The following is a 25,138-nucleotide window of genomic DNA, read 5'->3' as shown; positions in this document are numbered from 1 at the left end:
CATGAAATTCGGTTTTATCGCCCACCCGACCTCCATCGCCCTGCAACGTCAGGTGAAGATCATCGACTTGTTGGACCGCACCCTCGTCGAGCAGGACCGTGGTTACCAGGCTCAACTCTGGAAGCCGCGCAACCTGGTGCCGTTCGCCGACTTCGGGCGCATCGTCAGTGCCAGCGGCGCAACCTGCGAAGGCATCCTGCATTACCTGCCGCTGACCGCCGAGCAGATGCTCAGCCAGCCGCGAACCATTGCCGGTCGTGTGCTTGAAGGTGTGCAAAGCCTGAAAGAGCAGGGCGCGCAATTGGTTGGACTGGGTGGGTTTACCGCCATCGTCGGCAATCGCGGTTTGCAGACCCTGGACCGCAGTGGCGTGCCAGTCACCACCGGCAACTCGCTCACGGCCTACGCCGCCTATAAGAACGTGCTGGAAGCCATGGCCCGCCTGGAGGTGTCGCCAGTGGACAGCGAAGTGGCTGTGGTCGGTTACCCGGGGTCGATTGCCCTGGTCATCGCCAAGCTGCTGGCCCGGGACGGTTGCCGCCTGCGTCTGGTACACCGCGGCAGTGTCGAACAGGGCCGCGAAAGCCTGGCGTATCTGCCGACGGAGATGCACGACCAGGTGCGCATGACGGCAGACATCGACAGCTGTTACGACGAGGTGCGCTTCTACGTCGCCGCAACTTCCAGCGGCGGGGTGATCGATCCCTATCGTCTGGCACCAGGTTCGGTGGTGGTGGACGCTGCGTTGCCGCGTGATGTGCTGCCGTTTCACCACGACCGCAAAGACATCCTGATCATCGACGGCGGTCTGGTTTCGGCCAGCGAAGCCCTGCGTTTCGGCACCGAAACCCTGGGGCTGGCACCGAAGAAATTCCTCAACGGCTGCCTGGCGGAAACCCTGGTGCTGGCGCTGGAGGGGCGTGCCGAGGCGTTTTCCATTGGTCGCGAACTGCCCGAGGAGCGGGTGCTGGAGATCGGCCGGATCGCCGAGCTGCATGGTTTCTCTCCATCGCCTATGGCGTCCTATGGCGAACGTCTGCGCGAAGAAGACTTCCAGGCTTTGCGCCGCTTTCATCGACGGCCCACGGCCACCCCGACCGCCGAGCAGCCGGCTGCGTTGCGTGCCGAAGTCTTGCGTTGTTTTGGCGAGCACATCAATCCGGTGTTGCGCGAGTTCTATCAGTTCAACCATATCGAGCGAGTGTTCACCCACGGCAGCGGCTGCTGGTTGACCGATCTGGACGGCGGCCGCTACCTGGATTTCGTCGCCGGTTATGGCTGCCTGAATACCGGGCACAACCACCCGCGAGTCAACCAGGCGCTGCAGGCGTACTTGCAACAACAGCACCCGACCTTCGTCCAGTACGTCTCGGTGCCGCTGCAAACCAGCCTGTTGGCCCAGCGTCTCAGCGAGCTGGCGCCGGGCAACCTGGAGCGGGTGTTCTTCAGCAACTCCGGCACCGAGGCGATCGAGGCCGCGTTGAAACTGGCCATGGCCGCCATGCGCCGCCCACGGGTGCTGTATTGCGACAACGGCTATCACGGCAAGACCCTTGGGGCATTGTCGGTGACCGGTCGCGACAAACACCGCGACCCGTTCAAGCCGCTGTTGTCGCGCTGCGATTCGATCCCTTTCGGCGATCTGGCCGCGCTGGAGGCAGCGTTGAATCTGGGCGATATCGGCGCCTTTATCCTGGAGCCGATCCAGGGCGAGGGCGGGGTGATACTGCCGCCTGCGGGCTACCTGAAACAGGTCCGGGAGCTGTGCAGTGCCCATGACTGCCTGTTGATTCTCGACGAGATCCAGACCGGTCTGGGGCGTACCGGCAAGCTCTTCGCCTGCGAGTGGGAGGCGGTGGTGCCGGATATCCTGGTGCTGTCCAAATCCCTTTCCGGCGGCGCCGTGCCCATCGGCGCGACCTTGTCCAGCGCGGCGCTGTGGAACCGCGCCTATGGCAGCATTGATACCTTTGCCCTGCATACTTCAACCTTCGGTGGCGGCAATTTCGCCTCGGCCTCGGCCCTGGCAACCCTGGACGTGATCGCCGACGAAGACCTGGCCGGCAATGCCGCGCGGGTCGGTGGGCAACTCAAGGAGGCGCTGCGCGAGGCGGTCAGCGGTTACCCGTTCATCCGCGAGGTGCGGGGCCTCGGGCTGATGATCGCGATCGAGTTCGAGTACAGCTTCCACGGTGGGGTCGAGGCGTTCGTGCGTGAGTTCGCCAGTCGGATTCCGGGGAATGCGGCGGGCACTTATCGCATGCTGTCGGGCAAGGCCAAGCGGCACATCGAGGAGGCCATCAGCGAGGTGGAGAAAAACTTCGAGGAGATGTTCGTGCTGCGCTTCGTCAGCAAATTGTCGAGGGAGCATGGGGTGCTGACCTTCGTCACCGCCAACAATAACCGGGTGATGCGCATCCAGCCGCCGCTGGTGCTCAGCGACGCCGAGGCGCGGCACTTTGTCGAGGCGTTCAGCGCCGTGTGCAAGGACATGTCGACCTTCCTCGCCTGACGTAATAGACGCCCCCTGAAAGCCCTCTAAAGAGGGCTTTCATCTATTCGTCATTAGTTACCGACGATTGTTTAAATGCATACAAAAACGTGGCTTCTGAATATGAAAATCCAGACCCGTTGAATTGCTTAATTGAAGTTGCTGCCTGAGAATCGGTTGCATTCAGTAACAGGTATTTGCCATGAAACTTCCTGCTCTTGTAGAACCACTCGCAAACCTAAGTAATGAAGAAATAACCCGCTATAGCCGCCACTTGTTAATTCCCGATGTCGGCCTTGAAGGCCAGCGTCGCTTGAAGAGCAGCAAAGTGTTGGTCATTGGTGCGGGCGGCCTGGGTTCACCGGCCTTGTTGTATCTGGCGGCGGCCGGCGTCGGCACCTTGGGCATCATCGATTTCGACCGGGTGGACGAGTCCAACCTGCAGCGCCAGGTCATTCACCGGGTGGCCACCGTCGGCCAATTGAAGGTTGAAAGCGCCGCCGCGGCGATCAAGGATTTGAACCCGCATGTGCAGGTCAACCTCTACGACCAGCGCCTGGAACCGGAAACCGCGGTGCAGTTGTTCAGCCAGTACGACCTGATCCTCGACGGTACCGACAACTTCGCCACCCGCTACCTGGTCAACGATGCTTGCGTGCTGGCCAACAAACCCTATGTCTGGGGCTCGATCTTCCGTTTCGAGGGCCAGGCCTCGGTGTTCTGGGAAAACGCCCCCGGCGGCGTCGGTCTCAATTACCGCGACCTGTACCCTGAGCCACCCCCCCCGGAGCTGGCGCCATCCTGCTCGGAGGGCGGGGTGCTGGGCATTCTTTGCGCCTCCATCGGTGCAATCATGGCCACCGAGGCGGTCAAGCTCATCACCGGCATCGGCGAAAGCCTGCTGGGGCGCCTGATGGTCTACGACGCCCTGGAAATGTCCTACCGGCAGATGCCGCTGCGCCGTTCACCCGGGCGCCAACCGATCACCGCCCTGAGTGATTATCAGGTGTTCTGCGGCCTGACTGCGCCCAAGGGCGTGCAGCCTTCGGACATTCCGTCGATCAGTGCCCGGGAGCTGCAAGCCCTGCGCGACAGCGGCCAGGACGTGCTGCTGATCGATGTGCGCGAGCGCACCGAGTGGGACATCGTGCGCATTCAGGGCGCCCAACACATCCCCAAGGGCCCGAAGACCGCCGCGCTGATCGAAACCCGTTTCGGCAAGCACGCCAACCTGGTCCTGCACTGCAAATCCGGGGCACGCTCCAAGGCCGTCTTGTTGGAACTGCAGCAATTGGGCTTCAGCAATGTGCGCAACCTCGACGGTGGCGTACTGGCCTGGGTGCGGGATGTCGAGCCGACGTTGCCGAGTTATTGAACGGGGGGCGAGGGGCGAGAATGTTGAGTATTCGTGCCGGCCTGCTGGAGGCCATGCTGGAGCAAGCGCGGCGGGATCATCCGCTGGAAACCTGCGGCATCATCGCCGCACCCGCTGGCGCCAGGACCGCCGAACGGCTGATCGCCATGGACAACGCGGCGCGCTCGCCGACCTTCTTCAGCTTTGCGCCGAAACAGCAACTGGCGGTCTGGCGTGAACTGGATGAGCGGGATGAGGAGTGCCGGGTGATCTATCACTCCCATACCGCCAGCGCGGCCTACCCGAGTGCCGAAGATGTGCAGTATGCCGGTGACGCTTCGGTGCACTACGTGATTATTTCAACCGTGCCGGATATTGATGTAGCGGTCCGCAGTTTTCGAATCGTTAATCGTAAAGTTACCGAAGAAAGTATTCATGTCGTGCGCTGAAACTTGATGCCGGCACGGCGTTAAACAAGATCCATCAATTAATAAGAAGAGCCTTATTCAGGCTCAGGGAGTTCTGCATGTCGATTTCCGTCATTGTGCCAACTTTGTTGCGCACTTTTACTCAAGACCAAAAGCGCGTCGAGGTTCAGGGAAGTACCGTTCTTGAAGTCATCGAACAGATGGAACGGGAGTATCCCGGCGTCAAGGAGCGGCTGATTGGCGACGGTCAGGTGCATCGTTTCGTGAACATCTACGTCAACGATGACGACATCCGCTTTGCCGACAACCTGGCCACCACACTCAAGGCCGGCGATGCCATCACCATCCTGCCGGCGGTCGCGGGTGGCTGATGACTGACTGATCGCTCCGGGCCTGCGCGGCGTACCTCACCCGAGGCCGTCCGCGCAGGGTTATGTAACCACTCTGGCGTAAGTTTTATGTCTCGTCTTTTACATGGATGTAGCCTCAGCGGCTCCTTTGCCTCTTCATCTGGCAGGCTCGTACGATGGGCCGCCCCACTGGCCGCGTCACTGCGCTACCAGGCGACGACGCTGGGCCTGAACCCGCTGACCACAGCCGATGATTCGGCACACGAGGGGGTGAGCTTCGCCTTGCATCACCCCGATCTGCAACCGCTCACCGGGCTGATTCATGGTTGGCCCGACGGCAGCAGCGCGGGTGTCACCGAGCACACTGTGCAGGCGGCCTGCGGGCTGATGTCGGTGCATGGCCGGGCCAGTGGCAAGGCCCAAGGGCTGGGGGTGGATTATGTTTCGACCCTGAGCGCCAGCCTGGCCCTGCAAGGCGTGTTTGCCGCAGCGCTCGGGCAGTTACGCGGTGGCAATTTCAGCAGCGTGACCACTTCCATGGCTGCGGCCGGAGCGCTGGGGATTGCCCAGTACCTGGCGGGTGCGACTGCGGGGGCGGAAGCCGAACGCCTGTTGCCGGGGGCCACGTGCGCAAAGAATCGTCCGCCGTTTGTCTCGGCCGATGGCGTGCACTTTGAACTGGAAACCCTGGACGCCGAACCGTGGCGGCGTTTTTGGGCGGCGGTGGGCATCGACGGCGAGCAGGCCGGGCAGGGCTGGAAGGCCTTTCTGCTGCGCTATGCCAAGGCTGTTGCGCCGATGCCGGCGGTCTTTCGTCAGGCGCTTTCCCGGTTGTCCATGGCGCGGATCAGCGCTCTGTGCGACTTGAGCGGCGTTGCGCTGTGCCCGGTGCGCAGCCTCGCCGAGCGCCGTGCTGATCGCGATTTGCCTGGTCAACTGGAACAAGGGCCCTGGGCCTTCGACGCTGTCAGCGCGGGCGGCAAGCCATTGCGTGACCTGGATGGACAAGCATTGCCCTTGAGCGGCCTGACGGTGATTGAGTCATGTCGGCGGATCCAGGGCCCGCTGGCCGGGCATCTATTGGCGATGCTGGGGGCCGAGGTGATCCGCATCGAGCTGCCCGGTGGCGATCCGCTGCGCGGCATGCCGCCTTGCGTCGACGGAGTGTCGGTGCGCTTCGATGCCCTCAATCGGCACAAGCAGGTCCGTGAACTGGACATCAAGTCCGCCGCTGGCCGCGAAGAGTTGTACGAGCGAGTCAGGCACGCCGATGTGTTCCTGCACAACTGGGCGCCGGGCAAGGCCGCCGAACTCGCGCTGGATCGCGCCGACCTGATGCGGGTCAATCCGGGGCTGGTCTATGCCTACGCCGGCGGCTGGGGTCACGACCGGGCGGGCGAACCCTTGCCGGGCACTGACTTTGTGGTCCAGGCCTGGTCTGGCGTCGGTGAACAGATCGGCCTGGCCTCGGCGACACCGGGCGGTTCGCTGTTCACCGTGCTGGATGTGCTGGGCGGCGTGGTCGCGGCCCAAGGGGTCAGCGCCGCCTTGTTGCATCGCGCCCTCAGCGGGCAGAGCGTGCGGGTCGACAGCTCGCTGCTCGGTGCCGCCAACCTGCTGTGCGCGCAACAACTGCAAGGGACAGACACCGCCGAAAACAGTTTGCTCAAGGGCGTGTATCCGACCCTGGCCGGGCTGCTGGCTATCGACTGCCAGACCCCGGCCCAGCTTCAACAATTGGAAATGATCCTCGCCTGCGATCTGCACAGCGACCCCGAGGGGCGTGACGGTCTGATTCGCAGTGCCTTGGCGTCGCAGTCCGCCGCTACCTGGCAACAGGTGCTGGGCGACGCCGCAATACCGGCCTCCGTGGCCGTAGAAGACCTGTCAGCGCTGGCTCAAGACAGGCGATTGAAGACGTGTTTAAGCGTGAATGCCTATACCTCGGTCAACGCTCACTGGAGTTTTCGATGAACAACGCAGGCATTATTGATCTGGTCCCCGCCGATGTTCGCAGTGCTTGGGAACGCGACGGCACCTACCCCAACCGTTCGGTCTATCAACTGTTCCGCGAGCACGCACAGCGTGCCCCGCAGAAACCGGCGGTGCTCTCGCCCGAGGGCACGCTGAGCTATGGCGAGTTGCATGACGCCGCGCTGCGCCTGGCCGCGAGCCTGCGCGCTGCTGGCATCGTCGCCGGCGATGTGGTGGCTTATCAACTGACCAACAGTTGGCGCAGTTGCGCCATCGACCTCGCTGCCGCGGCGCTGGGGGCGGTGGTTGCGCCGTTTCCACCGGGACGCGGCAGCCTGGACATCCAGGCCCTGGTGCGCCGTTGCGATGCGCGGGCGGTGATCGTTCCGGCGGAGTACGCCGGCATCGATCTGTGCCAGGTCATCGAATCCCTGCGACCGAGCCTGTTGTCGCTGCGGGTGCTGGTGGTTGAAGGTTGCGCCCGGGACGGCTGGCAGAGTCTGCACGACATGCTCCAGGCCGAGCCGTTGACCCAAGCGCAATTGCCCAAGGTTTGTCCCAATTCGCCGGTGCGCTTGCTGGTGTCTTCCGGCACCGAATCCGAACCCAAGCTGGTGGCCTATTCGCACAACGCTCTGGTGGGCGGGCGCGGGCGTTTCTTGCAGCGCGTCCACCCCGAAGGCGAGAGCTTCCGTGGGCTGTATCTGGTGCCGTTGGGATCGTCCTTTGGTTCCACCGCCACCTTTGGCAGTCTGTCCTGGCTCGGCGGTTCGATTGCGGTGCTGCCGCAGTTCGACGTGGAGGCGGCGATCGAGGCCATCGAGCAGCTGCGTCCGACGCACATTCTCGGGGTGCCGACCATGCTCCAGCGCATCGCCGCCGATGCTCGCCTGCAACAGGTCGACAAGTCCAGCCTGCTGGGGCTGATCTGCGGTGGTTCGCTGATTGATGAAGTGACCGTGCGCCGCTGTGTCGAGGCGTTCGGTTGCGGCTTTATCAGCCTCTATGGTTCGGCGGACGGGGTGAACTGTCACAACACCCTGGATGATGCTCAGGACGTGGTGTTCTACAGCGTCGGCCGACCGAACCCGGCGGTGTGCGCGATCAAGATTGCCGATGAGCAGGGCAACGAATTGCCTCAGGGCAGCGTCGGCGAAATCAAGGCCCGTGGCCCGCTGAGCCCGATGCAATACGTCAACGCCCCGGAACTCGACGCGCAGTATCGCGATGCCGAAGGCTGGGTCAACACCGGCGACCTTGGCTACATCGACGCCGACGGTTACCTGATTCTGGCCGGGCGCAAGAAGGACATCATCATCCGTGGTGGCGCCAATATCAGCCCGGTGCAGATCGAAACCCTGGCCACCGGTCATCCGGACGTGGTCAGCGTCGCTTGCGTGGCGGTGCCGGACCCGGACCTCGGCCAGCGCGTGTGCATCTGCGTGACCCTGCGCGACGGCGCACCGCGCTTCTCCCTGAGCGAGCTGACCGACTACCTGCGCGAGCAGGGCCTGGAGGTCAACAAACTGCCGGAGTACTTGCGTTTCTATCGCCAGCTGCCGCTGACCCCGGCCGGCAAGATCGACAAGAAATCCCTGGCTGCCGAAGTGGCGTTTCTGGAGAGCGGGGCGGGCATCGCATGTTGAGCGCACAGCCATTGGCGGCCACCCGGGACAATGTGGAATTGGCCCGAGCGGTGCGACGTTTTGTCGACGAACGCATCATCCCGCTGGAGGCTGAACTGGCGGCGGAGCCCCGGCAGGCCGCCCGACGTATGGCCGAGCTCAGCGCCGAGGCACGGGCCGCCGGGCTCTGGGGCAGCTTTTACCCGCAGGCTCTCGGCGGGCGTCTCGCCAGCCTGCGCGACTACCTGGCGGTGGCCGAACAGGAGGGGCGTTCCGAGTACGCCCCGGCGATCTTCGGTGACGATGCCACCCTCGATCTGCACATGCTCACCCGGCATGCCAGCGAAGACATTCGTCAGCGCTTTCTTGCGCCTCTGGCGGCGGGGACGCTGGTTTCCAGTTATGGCATGTCCGAGCCCGACAGCATCGGCTCGATCCCGGCGACCCTGAACAGCCACGCGGAGTTTGTCGACGGCCAGTGGTTGTTGAGCGGGCGCAAGTGGTTCATCTGCCGCGCCGAGCGTGCCGGCCTGATTACGGTGATTGCCCGCACGGGTTCCGGTCCTCTGGAGAGCGCTCTGTCGATGCTGTTGGTGCCCAGTGATGCGCCGGGCTTTCGGATCGAGCGGCCGTTGTCGATCCTCGGCCGGTTCTCCGGCCAGGGCGAGTTGTCCTTCGATCAGGTGCGGGTCCCGCCGAGCCATGTGTTGGGGCAACCAGGGCAGGGGCTGGCGCTGATGCAGGAACGCCTGGGGCTGGGGCGGATATTGCGCTCGGTGCACTGGCTGGGCCTGGCCCAGCGCTGCTTCGACCTGATGTGCGCGCGCATCCACTCGGCCCGTGGCCAGCAGGCGCGGCTGTTGGATAAACAACTGGTGCGCCAACGGGTATTCAAGGTCTATCAGGCCATCGCCAGCGCCCGCGCGCTGCTGCAGGACGCTGCCGGTAAACACGATGCCGGGGTGGCCAACAGCATCGAGGTCAACATCGCCAAGGTTGCCGCTTCCCAGGCGTTGAGCGAGGCGGTGGATTCGGCGATCCAGATCATGGGCGCCGAAGGCCTGAGCGAGCTGTCACCACTGTCGGGGATTTACCGCACGGCGCGCACCACGCACATTCTCGACGGCACCGACGATGCGCTGATCAGCGCGGTGGGGCGGCAACTGCTGGATAGTTGCGGCGACACCGGGCTGGATTTCGACTGGCCGTCGGTGACACAGGGGATGGCCGATGACTGAGCACAACACGCCGTCAGGCTGGTGTTTGCGGGTGGTACTGACCGCGGCGATGGCCTTGCCGATGCTGATCTTCTACGCCGTCGGCACTCTCGGGCCGTTAATCGTCGCCGACCTTGGGGTGCCGACCCATTGGCTAGGTTGGCTGATTACCAGTGCCTTCGGGTTTGCTGCGTTGTTGTCATTGTGGGCCGGACCGCTGGTCAATCGGCTGGGCACCCGGCGGGCCATGGCGGTGCTGTTCTGGAGCACAGTGGGCGCCTATGGATTGCTGGCCAGTTTGCCGGGATTCGTCGGCGTAGTGCTGGCGCTGGCCGCATGCGGGATTGCCCAGGCGCTGGCCAATCCGGTGACCAATCTGCTAATCGCCGAGCGCGTCGAGCCCCGGCACAAGGCGGCGGTGGTTGGCTTGAAGCAATCCGGGGTGCAGGTTTCGGCGCTGTTTGCCGGCTTGCTGCTGCCGACCCTGGCGGTGAGTTTTGGCTGGCGCGAGGCGCTGGCGAGTTTGCTGATACCGGCCTTGTTGTTGGCATGTCTGGGGCCACGAGTGGCTCCCCGGGAACACAAGGGTAAACCGCTGAGCCTTGCGGTTGCCCGACCCAACGGGACGCTGGCGCTGTTGATGAGCGTGCAGCTGTGCGTGGGCATCGTGCTCTCGTCGTTCGTAACCTTTCTCGGGGTGTTCGCCGCGGGGCAGGGAATGCCGGCGACGTTGATCGGCGGGCTGATTGCCGGCTTTGGCGTCATGGGCATTGTGGCGCGGATTTTCCTGACGCCGTTGGGCGCGCGCATGGCCGATGAGTCGTGGCTACTGCTGGGGTTACTACTGCTGTCGAGCCTGGCCTTGTGGTTGACCTCGTTGGCCGCGCCGGGCAGTCACTGGCCGTTGTGGGCCGGGGCTCTGGGCATGGGGCTGACGGCGGTGGCGACCAATGCCATCGCCATGAGCATGGTCCTGCGCGATCCGGGCTTCGGCAGCCCGGCACCGGCTGCGGGATTGCTGTCGGTGGGGTTCTTTGGCGGTTTTGCGTTGGGCCCGCCGCTGTTCGGGCTGGTGCAGAACGGAGCATGGGGCTTTGCCTATGCCTGGCTGGCGCTGATCGGCGTGTTGCTGCTCGGTTGCCTGCTGTGCCTGATGTTGACGCAGGTTCGGCAGCGCCAGAGAAACGGTGCTGTCGAGCCGTCCCTGAGGGTGGTCAAATGAGCGCCCTCGAGGCTCTGGATCGGCCTCTTGAAACCGCTGAAGTTCGGCGCGCCATCAACGCTATCTTCACCCGACTGGAGCAGATCGACGCTGTCTGTGGCCAAGGCTTTCCCCTGTATTGCACGGGTGGCAGCGAGGCCTGGAAGGTGTCGGCCGGCGGCTCCTGGCTGGGCGGCTTCTGGGCCGGCCTGTGGTGGTTACGCGCCCATTGCAGCGGGCGCCGGTCGGATCAGCAACAGGCGCTGCGCATTGCCGAGCGGTTGCGTGGTCAGCTTGACAGCGATACCCATCATCGCAGCCTGATTTTCTGGTACGGCGCCGGGTTGGGCGCACGCCTGTTGGCCGATCCCCAGGCCGAGGAATTGACGGAGCAGGCGGTACAGCGTTTGGCCCGGGCTTTCGATCCGGTGCTGGGTTGCATCCCCCTCGGTCGCGGGATGGGCGGCGGCGAGCACGGTGACAGCCGCTTAAGCATCGATCCGCTGGCCGCGACCCTGCAGCTGTTTGCCCTGAGTGCCGAGCCACGGTTGCTGGGGCTGGGCCGCCAACAGTTGCAGACCTCCTTCCGCGCCTGCGCAGGCGGGGGCGGTACCTGGAGCAGCCATGCGCGTTTTGATCAGGGGCAATGGCAGGCCGGCGATGTGCCGGGCAATTGGTCCCGGGGCCAGGCCTGGGCCATGCTCGGCCTGGGGACGGGCGCCCGCTTGTACGGCGAGCCGTTCAGCAGCGACGCTGAAAAGGCCAGCCAGTACTGGTTGGGCGGTCGGGGCTTGTCTGTCCCGGTCAATCGCCTGGATCAGCCCCAGGAACTGAACGACCCTTGCGCCGCAGCGATGGCGGCATTGGCCCTGCAAGGGCAGGCGATGGGTGCCGCTGAGTCTGAGGTATTGCGGCAACAGGCCGGCCAGTTACTGGCAACAATCGTGCGCAGCGCCGACTTCGAAAATGGGCGCTTTATCGGCCATTGCTATCGCACCACTGCGGCGCAGGAACAGAAAGTCGAATCGGCCTGCGGCAGTTTCTTTCTGTTGGCGGCACTGCTGGCCTGGACCGGGGAGATTGATCCGCGCTGGATCTGAGGGAAGGGCGTGCGCCTCATAGCGACGCCCTGATCACCAATGGACAATCTACCGGCTGGGCTCCTTCCACCTCGAGGGCTTCAATCAGGTGCCGGGCCGCATTGCGACCGATCTCGTAGTACGGCAGTTGCACCGTGGTCAGCGGCGGGACGAACAGTTCGGCGATACCGATCATGTTGTCGTAGCCGAGCACCGCGACATCGCCGGGGATTTTCAGGCCACGGCCCAACAGCAGCTGATAGGCACAAAACGCGATGCGATCATTGCCACAGATCAGAATGTCGAATTGCGGGCTCCCCTCAATGATGTGCCGGTCGAGGATGGCTGCGGTTTCACCGTAGGCGTCATGCTCGGAAAGGTCGTATTGCAGGAGCGCTTCAGGCGCCAGCCCGAATGCCTGACAGGCACGCTGCAAGCCTTCTTGTCGCAGGCCCCAGGCGAGGCTCTGCTTTGGCAGATTGATGCACAGCGGGCGCCGATAGCCTTGGCTCAACGCGTGATGCACGGCTCGATACTGCCCCGTTTCGTCGTCCGGCACATAACTGACCAGGCGACTGTCATCCGCCAGGCAATTGGCGAGCACCAGGGGTTTGCTCTTCAAGCGCTCGGGAATGCTTACATGGCGAAAGCCCATGGCGCTGAAGATCAACCCGTCGGGGCGGTGCGACAACATCAGGTCGATGTTCTGGTCGGTGGGCGGGTTGCTCAACAAGTTGAGGATGAAGACATTCCAGCCCGCCTGCTGTGCGGTCTGTTCGATGGACAGCAGCAGTTCCACCGCGAACGGTGTGGTGGCGGTGTCCAGCGCGAACACCCCGATAGTACGCGACTGGAGGTTGTCGCCGCGCATCTTGCGCGCCGACAGGCTCGGTACGAATTGCAGTTCATCAATGGCGCGACGCACCCGCTGAAGGGTTTCGGGGCTCAGTTTTTCCGGGTTGTTGAGCGCTCGAGAAACCGTCATCAGGGACACGCCGGCCAGTTGTGCAACGTCTTTCACTGAAGTCATGCGAGGCGAGGCCGGTCAGGTTGACGCAGAATCATGACACAGGGCCCGGGCTTCTCGCGACTCGAATGACAACGCTCATACCCATCCTGAAGCGAGAGGCCACGCCCTGGGAATCGAGACACGCCCGCCACTGCCGCTGTCAAACAGCTTTACGCCCAGACTGTCGGGCCGTGGATAGAGGCGACTGCTGAGGCTGAAGCGCCCGTTTTCGTCGAACACCTCGATGGACGAACGATCAAGAAATACGCGCAGCTCCAGTCGCTCTTGTGTCGGGTCTATCGACACGCTGCGCTGGCCGGTGACTTGCGCACCCGAGCGGCTGCGGTCCAGCACCAGGCGCTGCAGCGCCGCATCGTAGTAGAGCAGGGTTTCTTCACGGCCATCGTCGCTGCAGCGCAAGGCGATGCCCAGGTGGCCGTCGGTGCAGCCGTGCAAATCCAGATGCACATGGATTTCGAGCATGTCGCCATTCACTTCCGGCACCCATTGGCTTCCCGATTCGTTCCGCCAGGAGGTGACCGGCAACTGCGCCTTGCGCAGCGCGGTGAGCTCCCGTGCCGGATACACGCAAAGGCGATCGTCATGCAGTTCAAGTTCGCGCGGCAAACCGAGCATGCCGCACCAGTGATGGGCCTGGCTGGGCATCGGGCTTTCCCACATGTCGAGCCACGCCCACACCAGGCGCCGACCATCGGCGGCCACCAGCGTTTGCGCGGCATAGAAATCGTGGCCGTTATCCAGCTCGATAAAAGGCCCGCCAGTGAAGTGCCATTGGCTGTCGAGTTGGCCCACGCGATAACCGGTCTGGTACTTGTTGAGCCGCTCGTAACCCTGGGGCTGCATGCCCTGAGGGGAGTACAACAACACATCGCGCCCGTTCAGGCGAAACAGATCCGGGCACTCCCACATATAGCCATCGCCCTCGCTGCCGCTGGCTACATAATCGAGGAACTCCCAGGTGTGCAGATCGGTGGAGCGGTACAGCGGCAGCAGCGGTTTATCGCCCAGCCGTGCGCCGGCAATCAGGTACCAATCGTCATCCTCCTGCCAGACCTTGGGGTCACGAAAATGCATGATCGAGTCGTGCGGCGCGGTCGCGATGACGGCGCCATGTTTGACGAAGCGGATGCCGTCGGTGCTGGTGGCCAGGCACTGGACTTGACGGATCGAGCTTTCGTCACCCACGTCCTTCAGCCAGGTGTGCCCGGTGTAGATCAGCGCCAGGGTATCCCCACACACCACCGCGCTACCGGAAAAACAACCGTCGCGGTCGAAGTCATCGCCGGGTGCCAGGGCAATCGGCAGATGCTGCCAATGGACCAGGTCGGCACTCTTGGCATGCCCCCAATACATCGGACCCCACTTCGCGTCAAAGGGGTGGTGTTGATAGAAAACGTGATACTCGCCACGGAAGTACACCACCCCGTTAGGGTCGTTCATCCAGCCTGTCGGGGGGGCAAGGTGATAACCGGGGCGGTAATCGTGGATGACCCGAGACAGGCCATCACTCAGCGCTCGCTGCGCAGCAGATATTGAATCGTTCATGGTATTCAAAGACAAAGTCATAGGGCGCCTGCTCGTGCCGGGCGCAGAGGGACGGTTTCAATGGCGTGTGGGTGGCGTTTCAAGGCTGTGCCGTCGGTGTCGAACAGGTGCAGGTTGTCGATGTCCAGCAGCAGCTCGACCCGGTCGCCCACCTGCCATCCGGCGTGGACCTCACAACGACAGATCAGCGGCTCGTCCTGACCTGTTTCGAGGTGCACATAGGTTTCGCTGCCCAGGTATTCGACCGCGGTCACGACGATGCCGGCGGCTCCTTCCGCCGCCTTGAGCGACACGTGTTCCGGGCGAATCCCCAGGCTCAGCGGAGCGTCCGTCGCCAGACTCGAGCTGTCGAAGGGCAGGGACGTCAGACCCAACACGGGGCTGTCGACCAAGCTGGTTTCGCCTGGCGCCTGCAAGCGAGCCGGCAGAAAGTTCATTCTGGGTGAGCCGAGAAAACCGGCGACAAAACGACTGGCCGGGCGCTCATAGAGTTCGCGCGGTGAGCCGACCTGCTCGACGCGACCGCCATTGAGCACGACAATTTTGTCGGCCAGGGTCATCGCTTCCACTTGATCGTGGGTGACGTAGATCATGGTCGAGCCCAGCCGGGCATGCAGCCGGGCGATTTCGTTGCGCATCTGCACCCGCAAGGACGCATCCAGGTTGGAGAGCGGCTCATCGAACAACAAAATGTCCGGCTCCCGCGCCATGGCTCGGCCCATGGCTACACGCTGACGCTGCCCACCGGACAATTCCTTTGGCTTGCGTTGCAGCAGTTTGTCCAGTTGCAGGATTTGCGCGGTTTTCAGCACGCGTTCGCGCAGGCTGGTCTTTTCGGTCTTGGCCAATTTGAGACCAAAACTGATGTTGTCGTAGACGCTCATGTGCGGGTACAGCGCATAAGACTGAAACACCATGCCGACGCCACGCTCGCGCGGCTCCAGGTCGTTGACCCGACGCCCGTCGATCAGCAGGTCGCCGGCGCAGATCGAATCCAGTCCGGCGATCAGTCGCAGCAGGGTCGACTTTCCGCAGCCCGAAGGGCCGACGAACACCACGAACTCACCCGCCGCGATCTCCAGGTTGACGTCGCGCAGAATCCGCGCGCCGCCCAATTGTTTGTTCACGTTATCCAGTTTCAACTTGATCACGATGCTGTTCCTTGTAGTTGTCGGGCATCAACCCTTTAACGCGCCGGTAGTGAGGCCGGAAACGATTCGGCGCTGGAAGATCAGCACCAGAATCACCAGAGGGACGGTGACCAGCACCGATGCCGCCATCAACAAGCCCCAAGGCAATTCATGGGGGCTGCCACCGGAAATCAGGGCGATGGCCACCGGCACCGTGCGTTGGGTGTCGGTGAGGGTGAAGGTCAGGGCAAACAGGAACTCGTTCCACGCGGCGATGAAGGCCAACAAACCCGTGGTGACCAGTGCGGGCCACAGCAGCGGCAACAGCACTCGGGTCAGCGTGACCCAGGGCGAGGCGCCATCCATGATTGCCGCTTCCTCCAGTTCATGAGGCAGTTGGCCCATGAACGTGGTCAGCACCCAGACAGTGAAGGGCAGGGTGAAAATCGTGTAGCTGAGGATCAACGCCCAGGACGTGTTGTACAGGCCCAAGGCGCGGATCACCTCGAACAGCCCCGACAGCACTGCGACCTGGGGAAACATCGACACCCCAAGGACCATCATCAACACCGTGCCACGCCCACGGAATTTCACCCGGCCCAAGGCATAAGCAGCGGTCAGGCTAAGGAACAGCGCCAGCGTCACCACGCTAAGCGCAACCACCAGCGAATTACCGATCGCCCGCAGGAACGAGGCTTGGTTGAGCACCGCCGCATAGTTGGAGAAGTCGGGGTTTTTGATCCAGTAACTCACTTCGAACAAGGCACTGGACGGCTTCAGCGACGTGACGATGGCGTAGTAGAAAGGGAACACCGCATACAGCAGCAACACCCCGATCAGGCACCAGAAGCCGAGGCGCAACAGCGATTTTTTCAGGAGGCGCGGGCTCATGACCGGACCTCCAGTTGACGGCGTCCGAGGTAGAGATAAAGCATGGCGATCACCGCAACCACCAGAAACAACAGGGTCGAGGCGGCGCTGCCGTAACCGACGTCCTGAAACTCCACCAGGTGTTGGCGGGCATAGACCGACATGCTCATGGTGCTCGATGAGTTAGAGGTCAGCACGTAGATCACGTCGAACACCCGCAGGGAGTCGAGGATGCGGAAGATCGCCGCCACCAGCAATGCGGGCATCAGCAGTGGCAGCGTGACCCGCCAGAACACCTTCAGTGGATGAATGCCATCGACCCTGGCGGCTTCGTAGCAATCGCTCGGCAACATCTGCAAGGCCGCGAGCATCAGCAGGGTGACAAACGGCACGGTCTTCCAGACGTCGACGATAATCACCGCCCACATCGACAGATCGGCATCTGCGGTCCAGGCCAAAGGCGCGGCAATCAGGCCGAGGCTGAGCATCAGGTGATTGATGATGCCGAACTGGTCATTGAGCATCCACGACCAGATCTTCGCCGAGACAATGGTTGGAATTGCCCACGGAATCAGAATCAACGCTCGCACCAGGGAACGGCCGGCGAACTGGATGTTCAGCAGCAAAGCCACCAGCAGCCCCAGCACAACTTCCAGCCCCACCGACACCACGGTGAAATGCAAGGTGTTGCGCACCGCGTTCCACCATTGCGGATCGACCAGGATGCCCGACCAACTGGAACCGTTGTGGAACAGATAATTGCTCAGGCCAACGAAGGTTCCGCCAGCGGTGTCCGCCAGGTTGGCGTCGGTCAGGCTGAACCAGAATGTCCGCAGCAACGGCCAGGCCGCCACCAGGGCCAGACACAGCAACATCGGCGTCAGAAACAGCCAGGCAGCGCGCACTCGGCGGCGCTGTACCGGCGTTTCCCTGGCGAGCAGAAGCTCGTCACAGGGAGCATGGGTAGTAGAGACAGACATGGTGATTTCCTTCCTTGTGGCTTACCAGTTCCGGTGTTTGATGCGCGTGAGTTCGCCTTCCAGTTCGGTCAGCGCCTGATCGACCGGCAACTCGCCGGCCAGCACGCCATGCACTTGATCGAAGAACGCATTGGTGACCCGTGGATAACGAGCGGCGGTGATTGAAGCGGGGCGCATGACGCCATCGTTGAGGATGCTGTGCAGCTGACTGTAATAAGGCATGGCCGCGAGCAACTCGGGATCCTGGTAAAGCGACTCGATCACCGGGTTGTAGGCGCCAATCAGCGCGCGATGTTTCTGCTGTTGGGCACTGCTCAGGTAGCTCACCAGTTCGGCGGCAAGCTTCGGGTTGGCACTGTAACGCGATACCGCCAAACCCCACCCGCCGAGGGTGGAGGCATGGGTGCCGGTGTTGCCGCCGCGGGGCAGGGGAGCGACCCCGACCTTGTCTTTTACCGCACTGTCCTGGCTCTGCACCAAGGCCCAGACATAAGGCCAGTTACGCATGAACAGCGCATTGCCCGACTGGAATACGCCGCGTCCTTCTTCCTCGGTGTAATTGAGTACGCCACGCGGGGAGATGTCGCCTACCCAGCTTTTTGCCAGGGTTAACGCCGCTCTGGAGGCCTGGCTGTTGACCACGATGTCGCCTTGAGAATTGACCAGCCCGCCTTGCGGTTGGCTGCTGATCCACTCCAGCGCATTACATGTCAGACCCTCGTAGGCGCGTCCCTGAAAGATGTAACCCCAGGCATTGGGGTTCCCGGCATTGCGCTCGGCCTGTTGTACATCCTTGGCGGTAGCGGTCATTTCCTCCCAGGTCTGGGGGACTTGCTTGTTGTATTTATCGAGCAAGTCCTTGCGGTAATACAGCAGGCCCGAATCGGTGAACCACGGCATCGTCACCAGCCGTCCGTTCACCGTGGCGTTGTCCACCTGTGCCTGGAAATAGCCTTGGGTCGCGTCGGCGGGCAGCACCTCGCGCAGATCCAGCAGATGTTTGGCCAGCATCCCTGGCCACACCATGTCGATCTGAATGATGTCGATGTCGCTGGATTGCGCACTGAGGATTTGTTGGTAGAACGACAACCGCTCGGTTGCCGAGTTAGGTGTGGACACCACCTCGACGTGATTGCCGGTCTGTTTCGACCACGCCTCGACGGCCTCCTTACACAGTTGTAATTCCGCGCCCACCGCACCGCAGGAGATCGTCAGATTGGCGGCGCTGGAGAGGGATGGAAGCCCGGCGCAAAGGGCAAGTAGTGCTGCTGGAAGGAGTGATTTGAGCTGTTTCATAAAGCCCTCTTTATTTTTGTTTTTAGAAAAGTTAACGTTAACATCGCCAAATGTAGCAGCGTATTTGCGATGAGGCATCCTTTTTTTCGTAGATTTTGACAATTAACAATTCACGAAAAAAAGGCCGGTCGCAGGACAAAAAATAAAAACAAAACAGGAAATCCCCCATGCAGAAAGCATCAAGCTGGCTACTCGCAGGCGTACTCGGCACCTCGGCGGCCACCGCTCAGGCCGCGACTCTGGAAGAACGCATGGCCGCGTTTGAAGCCCGCGCCAGCGCCGCGGAAAAACGTGCAGCCGCCGCCGAACAGCAAACCCAGGCACTCGCCAGGGAACTGCAGCAGCTCAAACAGTCCACCCCCGCCTTGCAGCCTGTTGCGTCCACTGCGACCGCCACTGCGGCGCCCACTTTGGATACGCGGTTGGCAAAACTCGAAGCCCGTCAGCAAAGCCTGGAGAAGGAAGGCAGTACCGGGCACCTCACCGACGGGTTCAGCTTCAAGGGCTACGCCCGCTCCGGATTGCTGATCAACGATGGCCTGGGTGGTGGGCGTGGCGGTCCTTATACGACGCCTGCCGGTTCAGTCGGTGGTGCAGTCGGGCGACTGGGTAATGAAGACGATACTTACATGCGTATAGACCTGTCGAAAGAAGCCTATGCGCAGAACGGCACCCATTCCAAATTCACGGTTTCCATCGCCGATGGAGTGGAAAGCTCCAATGACTGGACGGCCGCCGAAAGTAACCTGAATGTGCGCCAGGTATTTACGGAACTCGATCATCTCGCCGCATTCAAGGGCAATTCGACGTTCGAGAACGCCACCCTGTGGGCAGGCAAGCGATTCGACAGGGACAACTTCGATATCCATTGGCTGGACTCGGACGTCGTCTTTCTGGCCGGCACCGGGGGTGGTATCTACGACGTGCAGATGAACAAGAACTGGCGCTCGAATTACTCGTTGATCGGGCGTAACTACGGGGATTTCAGTGAGGGCGGGATCAACGCCGATGTGGAAAGCTACATCCTCACCTCAAATCAGTTCTTTGACGGTGGTCAGTGGCAGTGGATGTTCAATGGCATTGGCTCAAAGAAAAACGACTTTGGCACTCGCACCAATGAAGCGGGCCTGAAGCCTGCGGACTCCGGCTTGCACAGCATGATCGCGAATCATCAGAAAAACTTTTTCGGCAGGGAAGGCTTCTTCAAGACGGCGCTGCTCTACGGGCAAGGGCTGGGGGCCGAGGTCAAGAACATCGGCTCGGACGGCGAACTGATCGACGACGCCCGCGCGCTGCGCCTGGCGCTGTACGGCGAGACACCCATCGCACCCGGCTGGCGCATCGGCCCCAGCTTACTGGCTGAACAAAGCAAGGATCGCTACGTCAAGGGTGACGACTATCGCTGGATGACCCTGAACATGCGGCTGGCCAATGAAATCAACAGCAATTTCGAGATGGCCTACGAAATGAGCTGGCAAACCATGAACCTCGACCCCAAGGGCTACCTGCAACGTAATGCGGTGGACGGTAACTTCTGGAAATTCACCATCGCCCCGACCTTCAAACCCGACGTTGGAGACCTGCTCACACGCCCCGAGTTGCGAGTATTCGCCAGCCTCATGAACTGGTCCTCGGACCTGGACCGATACAGCTCCACAGACAACTTCGGCAAGACGGACTTCAATGCCGGCGGTGTGTGGCAATACGGGATACAGATGGAGACCTGGTTTTGATTTTCGGGTGATCGGAACGTGCTTGTGTAGGAGCTGCCGAAGGCTGCTCCTACACGTCCAGCCTTACCTGGACTTCAACACCTTCGGATTCGAGTTGCCCCAGATCGTGTAGAGGTCGGCCAACAGCGCGCCGTTGATGGTCTCAAGTTCGGTCTGGGTAATCTCTTCATCGCCCTGTTTGCCATACAGCACCACTTCATCTCCCGCCTGCACACCCTTGATACCGCTGACGTCGACCATCAGCGTGTTCATGGTGACCTTGCCGATCACCGGCGCGCGTTGGCCGTGAATCAGCACGGAGGCTTTGTTGGAGAAGGCTCTTCGATAGCCGTCGGAGTAGCCGGCCGGGATGTTGGCGATCAATGAGTCTTTGCTCAGGGTAAAGGTGCGGTCGTAGCTGATGGTGCTGCCCGCCGGGTAGGCGTTGACCGCCGCGACCCGCGACTTGAACTGCATCACCCGTTGAAACTCGTTATGCCCACCCACGGGATAGCCATAAAGGGCAGCCCCCGGGCGAACCATGTCCAGCCAGCCTTCGGGCACCTCGAGGGTGGTGAAGGTATTGGCGCAGTGCAGGGTGATCCGGCTGCGGGCCAGTTTGGCGTGTTCGATCAGCCAGCTCGATTGCTCCTTGAATGTGGCCAGCCCGCGCAGAACATCCTCGCGCTCTTCAACCGGAAAGTGGGTCATGATCCCGACGATATCCAAGTGATCCAGTCGAGTCAGGTCCAGCGCCTGCTGCTGCCCTTGCGCCGTACTCATTTCCAGGCCATTGCGGCTCATGCCCGCCGAATTCAGCGCCAGGTGAATCGGCAGTTTCACGCCTTTGCGGGTGGCCAGTTCGTTGAGCTGGCGTGCAACCTCCAGGTTACCGACCAGTTCTTCGATGTTGTAGCGCAGCGCATTCTCGACTTCATCGACGGTAGCGCTGCGCAGACGCATCAGGCGGCCCTTGAAGCCTTTTGCCCGCGCAACGCGCGCCTCCTCGTTGCTCGCCACACCGATACAGGTGATGCCCATCCGGATGGCGGAAGGGATCAGTAAACCAATGCCGTTTCCATAAGCGTCGGCTTTCATCACGGCGCACATCTGGCTTTTACCCGCCAGCCGTTGCTGGAGCTTGGCGATGTTTCCTTCGAAGGCGGCCTGATCAATCTCAAGCCAAGTGTTGGCCTGGCCTGGTTGATTGTCGGCGCGTGGGTGTTCGGGGGTGGGATCGAGCAGAGGGGCGGCATCGACCACGGGCATCATTGCCGTGAAAGCCAGTGCGAGTGTCAGCGTGCTGAGCATAAAACGTGGCATATCAAGTCTTCCATACTGGATGAGGAAAGGCCCCATGCGCGCGTGGATCTGGTATCAGCCAGTTCCCTGTGGCATCGAGCGAACAGCCATGGAATTTTTCAGCAAAGCCGACGTTTGTTTATGTGGAGTGATCGGCCTGACACAGCGGATGACGCTGTAAAAAGGGGCCAGACAACAGAGAGTCGATGGGGGCACTGGCAAGCACGGAATCGGCTGCCGAGGTGAAACTTTCAGCATTCTGAGTCGAGCGCCCATGGGATAACAGCCGAGTCGGCCGCTTGAGTGGAGGGAGAATAACCGCACTCATTTCCCTTTCTTGAAAGGCTCCCCATGCAAACGACTAATACGGTGTTGATGACTCAATCTTCGCGGTGCTCCGACCTGCCAAATCAGCAGGAGCCGGTTGATCGTGGAGATTTCGATCGTGTCATGGTCCCCAACTACGCGCCTGCGCCGTTTATTCCGGTTCGCGGAGAAGGATCGCGGCTATGGGACCAGAGTGGTCGTGAGCTGATCGATTTCGCCGGCGGGATCGCCGTCAATGTGCTCGGCCATGCTCACCCGAAACTGGTCAGTGTGCTGACGGAGCAAGCGAACACGCTCTGGCACATCTCCAACGTATTCACCAACGAACCCACATTACGTCTGGCGCGCAAACTGGTGGATGCAACCTTTGCCGACCGCGCGTTCTTCTGCAACTCGGGAGCCGAGGCCAATGAAGCGGCATTCAAGCTCGCGCGACGGGTGGCCCATGACCGTTATGGCGAGGAAAAATTTGAAATCATCGCTGCGTTGAACAGCTTCCATGGCCGAACACTGTTTACCGTGTGTGTGGGCGGCCAACCCAAATACTCCGACGGCTTCGGCCCGAGAGTCGAAGGGATCAGGCATGTGCCGTTCAATGACCTGGCGGCGCTGCAGAACGCGATCTCGGACAGAACCTGCGCGGTAGTCCTTGAGCCGATACAGGGCGAGGGCGGTGTGCTCCCGGCTGAACGTGCTTACCTGGAAGGTGCCCGCACGCTATGCGATCAATTCAATGCGCTGTTGATCTTTGACGAAGTACAGACCGGCATGGGGCGCACTGGAGAGCTGTTTGCTTACCAGCATTACGGCGTTGAGCCGGACATTCTGACCAGTGCCAAGAGCCTGGGGGGCGGTTTTCCGATTGGCGCGATGCTGACTCGCGAAGCGCTGGCTCAACATCTGGTGCCGGGCACCCATGGGACGACCTATGGCGGCAACCCTCTGGGCTGCGCGGTGGCCGAAGCGGTGTTTGACCTTGTGAACGATCAGGCCCTGCTCGACGGCGTCAAGCAACGTGCGGAACAGTTCAAGTATCGCTTGCTCAATTGGCTGAGCAGTATGGCGTGTTCAACCAGGTTCGCGGGTGGGGTTGCTCATCGGTTGCGTGCTCAGTGACGGCTGGCGCGGGCGTGCAAAGGAAATACTGAACGCGGCCGCCGGGCAGGGGCTGATCTTGTTGCAGGCCGGTCCCGATGTACTGCGCTTTGCCCCCAGTTTGATCGTGACCGAGACCGACCTGGTCGAAGGGCTGGCCCGGTTCGAGCGCACGCTGGAGCTTCTGACCCGGGCTGCAGAATAGCCATGCGTATTCACCTTAAGTTCAGCCACAAAATCCTGCTGGCCGTCTCGCTGATTGTCATCGTCGCGTTCGCGTTGTTCACCGCCTACAACGACTCTCTGCAGCGCAATGCGATTCGTAAGGACCTGGACAGCTATCTGCATGAAATGGGCGATGTCACCGCGAGCAATATTGCCAATTGGCTGTATGGCAGAGTGTTGTTGATGGAGACCCTTTCACAGTCGGTGGCGATCAATCCGGCACCCGAGAACATCGCGTTGTTGCTGAAGCAGCAAGCCCTGGCGTCGACGTTTATCGCCACCTACGTGGGAGATAAAGAGGGGCAGTTCATGACTTACCCGGATGCCAAGATGCCCGAGGGCTACGACCCGCGTGCCCGGCCCTGGTACAAGGATGCGGTCAAGAGCACTGGCCCAACCATCACCGAACCGTACCTCGACGCTACGACCGGTAACCTGGTGATCACCGTCGTCGACGCCGTCAGCAAGACCGGGCAGACGCTGGGTGTCGCGGGCGGTGATCTGGGCCTGCAGGCCATTGCCGACAGTATCAATGCGCTGGATTTCAACGGGATGGGGTATGCCTTTCTGGTCAGCAGCGAGGGCAAGATTCTGGTTCACCCGGACAAAGCGCTGGTGATGAGGACACTCGCCGATGTCTATCCGCAAGATACCCCGCGCATCAGCAGCGATATCAGTGAAGTTCAGGTGGATGGCAAGGACCGCATCGTCACCTTCGCACCGATCAAAGGCTTGCCGTCACTGAACTGGTACATCGGTTTGTCCGTGGACAAGGACAAGGCGTTTTTGATGCTCAGTGAGTTCCGTGCTTCGGCGCTGGTCGCCACCCTCATCGCTGTGCTGATTATCATCGCGCTACTGAGCATGCTGATTCGCCTACTGATGCAGCCGCTGCGGGTGATGACCGGGGCCATGCAGGATATCGCCGAGGGTGAAGGCGACCTGACCAAGCGCCTGACCATCCAGACCCAGGATGAATTCGGCATCCTCGGCATGGCGTTCAACCGCTTCGTCGAGCGGGTTCATGGTTCGATCCGCGAGGTCTCCTCGGCCACCGAGCAGGTCAATGAAGTGGCGCTGCGGGTGGTCAGCGCTTCCAATTCGTCGATGCTCAATTGCGATGAACAATCCAGCCGGACGAGTAGCGTGGCGGCCGCCATCAACCAGCTTGGCGCCGCCGCACAGGAAATTGCCCGCAACGCAGCGCAAGCGTCGCATCAGGCCAGCGATGCCCGGGGGCTGGCCGAGGACGGCCAACAGGTCGTCGATAGAACCATCCAGGCCATGAACACGCTGTCCGACATGCTCAGCAGCTCCAGCGTCAATATCGAAACCCTCAATAGCAAAACCGTGAATATCGGGCAGATTCTCGAGGTGATCAGCAGCATCTCTCAGCAGACCAATCTGCTGGCGCTCAACGCCGCCATTGAGGCTGCGCGCGCTGGCGAGGCCGGGCGTGGTTTTGCCGTGGTCGCCGATGAAGTCCGTAACCTGGCCCATCGCACCCAGGAATCGGCACAACAGGTGCAGACCATGATCGAGGAGCTGCAAGTCGGCGCCCGCGAGTCGGTCAGCACTATGAGTCAGAGCCAGCGCCACAGCCTGGAAAGTGTGGAGGTCGCCAACCTGGCCGGCGAGCGCCTGAATAGCGTGACCCAGCGCATTGGTGAGATCGATGGCATGAACCAGTCGGTGGCCACCGCCACGGAAGAACAGACTGCCGTGGTCGAGTCGATCAATACGGACATCAGGGAGATCAACACCCTTAACCGGGACGGCGTGGAAAACCTCCATTCGACCTTGCGCGCCTGTTCCGATCTGGAACAGCAGGCGGCTCGCTTGAAGCAGTTGGTGGGCAGTTTCCGGATCTGATCGGGGCCTGTGGACACAAGGTGTGCACGCGAAGA

At 61.7% G+C, this 25,138-nt stretch carries 19 protein-coding genes and 2 pseudogenes; 14 read left to right on the top strand and 7 right to left on the bottom strand.

The genetic code is table 11. The features are described 5' to 3' along the window. The first annotated feature begins 1 nt into the window (after window position 1). The 9 genes from pigE to AC1RO5_RS07260 all read left to right on the top strand — a co-directional run bounded on the left by pigE (window position 2) and on the right by AC1RO5_RS07260 (window position 11,740). Complete coding sequence (gene pigE, locus AC1RO5_RS07300) at window positions 2-2,512, top strand: prodigiosin MAP biosynthesis aminotransferase PigE (RefSeq protein WP_493174001.1); 2,511 nt, start codon at window positions 2-4, stop codon at window positions 2,510-2,512. A 181-nt stretch (window positions 2,513-2,693) separates the two neighbouring features. Continuing rightward, window positions 2,694-3,866 carry a molybdopterin-synthase adenylyltransferase MoeB gene (gene moeB / locus AC1RO5_RS07295; RefSeq protein ID WP_493173999.1) on the top strand — a complete coding sequence of 391 codons (1,173 nt, stop codon included), beginning with the start codon at window positions 2,694-2,696 and terminating at the stop codon, window positions 3,864-3,866. Window positions 3,867-3,886: 20 nt separating this feature from the next. Then, complete coding sequence (locus tag AC1RO5_RS07290; RefSeq protein ID WP_493173997.1) at window positions 3,887-4,294, top strand: M67 family metallopeptidase; 408 nt, start codon at window positions 3,887-3,889, stop codon at window positions 4,292-4,294. A gap of 77 nt (window positions 4,295-4,371) precedes the next feature. Next, a complete protein-coding gene (locus AC1RO5_RS07285) occupies window positions 4,372-4,644 on the top strand; it encodes a MoaD family protein (protein WP_493173995.1) in 273 nt (90 codons plus the stop codon). Between the two features lie 87 nt (window positions 4,645-4,731). Next, window positions 4,732-6,597 (top strand): CoA transferase, encoded by a 1,866-nt coding sequence (locus tag AC1RO5_RS07280; RefSeq protein WP_493173993.1) that lies wholly within the window; start codon window positions 4,732-4,734, stop codon window positions 6,595-6,597. Further along, window positions 6,594-8,243 carry a class I adenylate-forming enzyme family protein gene (locus AC1RO5_RS07275; RefSeq protein WP_493173991.1) on the top strand — a complete coding sequence of 550 codons (1,650 nt, stop codon included), beginning with the start codon at window positions 6,594-6,596 and terminating at the stop codon, window positions 8,241-8,243. Before AC1RO5_RS07280 ends, AC1RO5_RS07275 begins: the two co-directional genes overlap by 4 nt. Then, entirely contained in the window at window positions 8,237-9,460 is a 1,224-nt protein-coding gene (locus tag AC1RO5_RS07270; RefSeq protein ID WP_493173989.1) for an acyl-CoA dehydrogenase family protein, read from the top strand. Before AC1RO5_RS07275 ends, AC1RO5_RS07270 begins: the two co-directional genes overlap by 7 nt. Next, complete coding sequence (locus AC1RO5_RS07265; protein ID WP_493173987.1) at window positions 9,453-10,661, top strand: MFS transporter; 1,209 nt, start codon at window positions 9,453-9,455, stop codon at window positions 10,659-10,661. Before AC1RO5_RS07270 ends, AC1RO5_RS07265 begins: the two co-directional genes overlap by 8 nt. Continuing rightward, a complete protein-coding gene (locus AC1RO5_RS07260) occupies window positions 10,658-11,740 on the top strand; it encodes a glucuronyl hydrolase (protein WP_493173985.1) in 1,083 nt (360 codons plus the stop codon). Before AC1RO5_RS07265 ends, AC1RO5_RS07260 begins: the two co-directional genes overlap by 4 nt. A gap of 16 nt (window positions 11,741-11,756) precedes the next feature. On the opposite strand, the gene AC1RO5_RS07255 is transcribed toward AC1RO5_RS07260, so the two are convergent. From AC1RO5_RS07255 to AC1RO5_RS07230, 6 genes are all read right to left on the bottom strand, one after another. Continuing rightward, window positions 11,757-12,749, bottom strand: a complete 993-nt coding sequence (locus AC1RO5_RS07255; RefSeq protein ID WP_493173982.1) for a LacI family DNA-binding transcriptional regulator — start codon at window positions 12,747-12,749, stop codon at window positions 11,757-11,759. A 75-nt stretch (window positions 12,750-12,824) separates the two neighbouring features. Then, the gene (locus AC1RO5_RS07250) at window positions 12,825-14,315 is read right to left on the bottom strand and encodes a glycoside hydrolase family 32 protein (protein ID WP_493173980.1); all 1,491 of its coding nucleotides are present in this window, start codon (window positions 14,313-14,315) and stop codon (window positions 12,825-12,827) included. Then, complete coding sequence (locus AC1RO5_RS07245) at window positions 14,312-15,445, bottom strand: ABC transporter ATP-binding protein (protein WP_493173978.1); 1,134 nt, start codon at window positions 15,443-15,445, stop codon at window positions 14,312-14,314. Before AC1RO5_RS07245 ends, AC1RO5_RS07250 begins: the two co-directional genes overlap by 4 nt. Window positions 15,446-15,472: 27 nt before the next feature. Beyond that, on the bottom strand, window positions 15,473-16,315 hold the full coding sequence (locus tag AC1RO5_RS07240) for a carbohydrate ABC transporter permease (RefSeq protein ID WP_493173976.1): 843 nt from the start codon (window positions 16,313-16,315) through the stop codon (window positions 15,473-15,475). After that, on the bottom strand, window positions 16,312-17,274 hold the full coding sequence (locus AC1RO5_RS07235) for a carbohydrate ABC transporter permease (RefSeq protein ID WP_493173974.1): 963 nt from the start codon (window positions 17,272-17,274) through the stop codon (window positions 16,312-16,314). The genes AC1RO5_RS07240 and AC1RO5_RS07235 overlap by 4 nt, the downstream gene beginning before the upstream one ends. A 21-nt stretch (window positions 17,275-17,295) precedes the next feature. Beyond that, on the bottom strand, window positions 17,296-18,570 hold the full coding sequence (locus tag AC1RO5_RS07230) for an ABC transporter substrate-binding protein (RefSeq protein ID WP_493173972.1): 1,275 nt from the start codon (window positions 18,568-18,570) through the stop codon (window positions 17,296-17,298). Window positions 18,571-18,737: 167 nt separating this feature from the next. Here AC1RO5_RS07230 and AC1RO5_RS07225 point away from each other — a divergent pair, with 167 nt between their 5' ends. Next, window positions 18,738-20,303: a carbohydrate porin gene (locus AC1RO5_RS07225; protein ID WP_493173970.1), complete on the top strand. Its 1,566-nt coding sequence runs from the start codon at window positions 18,738-18,740 to the stop codon at window positions 20,301-20,303. Between the two features lie 63 nt (window positions 20,304-20,366). On the opposite strand, the gene alr is transcribed toward AC1RO5_RS07225, so the two are convergent. Further along, window positions 20,367-21,605 carry an alanine racemase gene (gene alr, locus AC1RO5_RS07220; RefSeq protein WP_493173968.1) on the bottom strand — a complete coding sequence of 413 codons (1,239 nt, stop codon included), beginning with the start codon at window positions 21,603-21,605 and terminating at the stop codon, window positions 20,367-20,369. A 34-nt stretch (window positions 21,606-21,639) separates the two neighbouring features. On the opposite strand from alr, the gene AC1RO5_RS07215 reads away from it, so the two are divergent. From AC1RO5_RS07215 to AC1RO5_RS07200, 4 genes and pseudogenes are all read left to right on the top strand, one after another. Continuing rightward, a complete protein-coding gene (locus AC1RO5_RS07215; protein ID WP_493173965.1) occupies window positions 21,640-21,765 on the top strand; it encodes a hypothetical protein in 126 nt (41 codons plus the stop codon). Window positions 21,766-21,986: 221 nt separating this feature from the next. After that, a pseudogene (locus AC1RO5_RS07210) lies at window positions 21,987-23,211 on the top strand (aspartate aminotransferase family protein). A 2-nt stretch (window positions 23,212-23,213) separates the two neighbouring features. Further along, window positions 23,214-24,245: pseudogene (locus tag AC1RO5_RS07205) on the top strand (HAMP domain-containing protein); the annotation flags it as partial. Then, window positions 24,225-25,103: a methyl-accepting chemotaxis protein gene (locus AC1RO5_RS07200; RefSeq protein ID WP_493174452.1), complete on the top strand. Its 879-nt coding sequence runs from the start codon at window positions 24,225-24,227 to the stop codon at window positions 25,101-25,103. The pseudogene AC1RO5_RS07205 and the gene AC1RO5_RS07200, both read left to right, overlap by 21 nt. Window positions 25,104-25,138 lie beyond the last annotated feature (35 nt).

The organism is Pseudomonas sp. GW822-FHT02G04 (assembly GCF_058802085.1).
This window is presented reverse-complemented; position numbering and strand designations above follow the sequence as displayed.

Coding starts and splice junctions, on each gene's coding strand:
- AC1RO5_RS07265 (WP_493173987.1), top strand. CDS start 9,453: ATGACTGAGCACAACACGCCGTCAGGCTGGTGTTTGCGGGTGGTACTG.
- AC1RO5_RS07270 (WP_493173989.1), top strand. CDS start 8,237: ATGTTGAGCGCACAGCCATTGGCGGCCACCCGGGACAATGTGGAATTG.
- AC1RO5_RS07285 (WP_493173995.1), top strand. CDS start 4,372: ATGTCGATTTCCGTCATTGTGCCAACTTTGTTGCGCACTTTTACTCAA.
- AC1RO5_RS07255 (WP_493173982.1), bottom strand. CDS start 12,749: ATGACTTCAGTGAAAGACGTTGCACAACTGGCCGGCGTGTCCCTGATG.
- AC1RO5_RS07280 (WP_493173993.1), top strand. CDS start 4,732: ATGTCTCGTCTTTTACATGGATGTAGCCTCAGCGGCTCCTTTGCCTCT.
- AC1RO5_RS07225 (WP_493173970.1), top strand. CDS start 18,738: ATGCAGAAAGCATCAAGCTGGCTACTCGCAGGCGTACTCGGCACCTCG.
- AC1RO5_RS07290 (WP_493173997.1), top strand. CDS start 3,887: ATGTTGAGTATTCGTGCCGGCCTGCTGGAGGCCATGCTGGAGCAAGCG.
- AC1RO5_RS07230 (WP_493173972.1), bottom strand. CDS start 18,570: ATGAAACAGCTCAAATCACTCCTTCCAGCAGCACTACTTGCCCTTTGC.
- alr (WP_493173968.1), bottom strand. CDS start 21,605: ATGCCACGTTTTATGCTCAGCACGCTGACACTCGCACTGGCTTTCACG.
- AC1RO5_RS07260 (WP_493173985.1), top strand. CDS start 10,658: ATGAGCGCCCTCGAGGCTCTGGATCGGCCTCTTGAAACCGCTGAAGTT.
- moeB (WP_493173999.1), top strand. CDS start 2,694: ATGAAACTTCCTGCTCTTGTAGAACCACTCGCAAACCTAAGTAATGAA.
- AC1RO5_RS07275 (WP_493173991.1), top strand. CDS start 6,594: ATGAACAACGCAGGCATTATTGATCTGGTCCCCGCCGATGTTCGCAGT.
- AC1RO5_RS07240 (WP_493173976.1), bottom strand. CDS start 16,315: ATGAGCCCGCGCCTCCTGAAAAAATCGCTGTTGCGCCTCGGCTTCTGG.
- pigE (WP_493174001.1), top strand. CDS start 2: ATGAAATTCGGTTTTATCGCCCACCCGACCTCCATCGCCCTGCAACGT.
- AC1RO5_RS07235 (WP_493173974.1), bottom strand. CDS start 17,274: ATGTCTGTCTCTACTACCCATGCTCCCTGTGACGAGCTTCTGCTCGCC.
- AC1RO5_RS07200 (WP_493174452.1), top strand. CDS start 24,225: ATGGCGTTCAACCGCTTCGTCGAGCGGGTTCATGGTTCGATCCGCGAG.
- AC1RO5_RS07250 (WP_493173980.1), bottom strand. CDS start 14,315: ATGACTTTGTCTTTGAATACCATGAACGATTCAATATCTGCTGCGCAG.
- AC1RO5_RS07215 (WP_493173965.1), top strand. CDS start 21,640: ATGCGCGCGTGGATCTGGTATCAGCCAGTTCCCTGTGGCATCGAGCGA.